Origin of the sequence: Neglectibacter sp. X4, assembly GCF_009917365.1 — a bacterium.
GTDB lineage: Bacteria > Bacillota > Clostridia > Oscillospirales > Acutalibacteraceae > Acutalibacter.
In genome coordinates this window covers 1-514 of record NZ_QWLE01000354.1, presented here as the reverse complement: position 1 = coordinate 514, position 514 = coordinate 1, and the positions used below count along the sequence as shown (strand labels likewise).

Here is a 514-nt window from a genome sequence, read left to right as displayed (position 1 = left end):
TTGTATTCGTCATGAGTCAGACAGTTCAAATGATAACTGCCATCAAGTTTCACCGTCACTTTCTCGCAAAAATCCAGATTTTTCGTCTGTATCAGAATGCCGGAAAACTCCCTATGCACCGGAAAAGGCACATTAAAAATCAAAAGCAGGATTACAAGTGCAATATATGGAAGTGCTTTTCTACATCTGTTTTTCATGGCAGACTTTTCCCAACTCTATATTTCAATGGCTCTTTTTACTATTTGCATTCAACTTCATTCTCTTGCTTCCACATTAGTCTATACCTTCTTTTTACTACTTGATTTGTTAGCAAAACTTTATTACCTTTACAATTAAGTCTTCTACCTGAATTTCATTGGTATTTTTATCTTTGTTTATATATAAAACAAATCGAGTCATACATTTGGGGACAGGATTTTCAAAATAATTAAAATCTCTTATTAAAAAATTTATTAGCTATGATATAGTTCAAAATAAGCGATATTTATCGCACATCCATTTTATAACAATAATA

At 31.1% G+C, this 514-nt stretch carries 1 protein-coding gene; it reads right to left on the bottom strand.

What is annotated here, in order from left to right:
- On the bottom strand, window positions 1–197 hold a 197-nt coding region (locus tag D1841_RS18890; protein WP_207710230.1), incomplete at its 3' end, for a hypothetical protein.
- Window positions 198–514 lie beyond the last annotated feature (317 nt).